This window comes from Enterocloster sp. 210928-DFI.2.20 (genome assembly GCF_020554465.1).
GTDB lineage: Bacteria > Bacillota > Clostridia > Lachnospirales > Lachnospiraceae > Enterocloster > Enterocloster bolteae.
On record NZ_JAJCHK010000121.1, the window covers coordinates 1 to 313 of the forward strand.

The window sequence follows — 313 nt, forward strand, 5'->3', positions numbered from 1 at the left end:
CCTACTATGTTGATGTAATCATCGGATTCAAACACATCCGGCTTGCTTCCCATCCTGGGCGGCGCTTCCTCTTCCAGCAGCGGCTCCTGCTCTCCCGCTTCCTCCGGTTCTTTCTGGGAGGCAAACTGGCGAGCAATCTGCTGGGCATACTTATCTGCCACCTGCGGTTTTTCCTGCCGGAAGGCTGCTTCCTGTTCCTCTGTCTCCTCCAGCCACCTCTCCAGACGTTCCTCCAGCTTTACTGGCCTGCTTGGATATTTCCCGTTTAAGTACTGGCTCAGCATGGAGCGGGAACACCTCATCCCCTCCTTAT

General features: G+C 55.6%; 1 pseudogene. It reads right to left on the reverse strand.

Annotation, left to right across the window (positions count from 1 at the left end):
* Nucleotides 1–302 (reverse strand): annotated as a pseudogene (locus LI015_RS28110) (AAA family ATPase); the annotation flags it as partial.
* Nucleotides 303–313 lie beyond the last annotated feature (11 nt).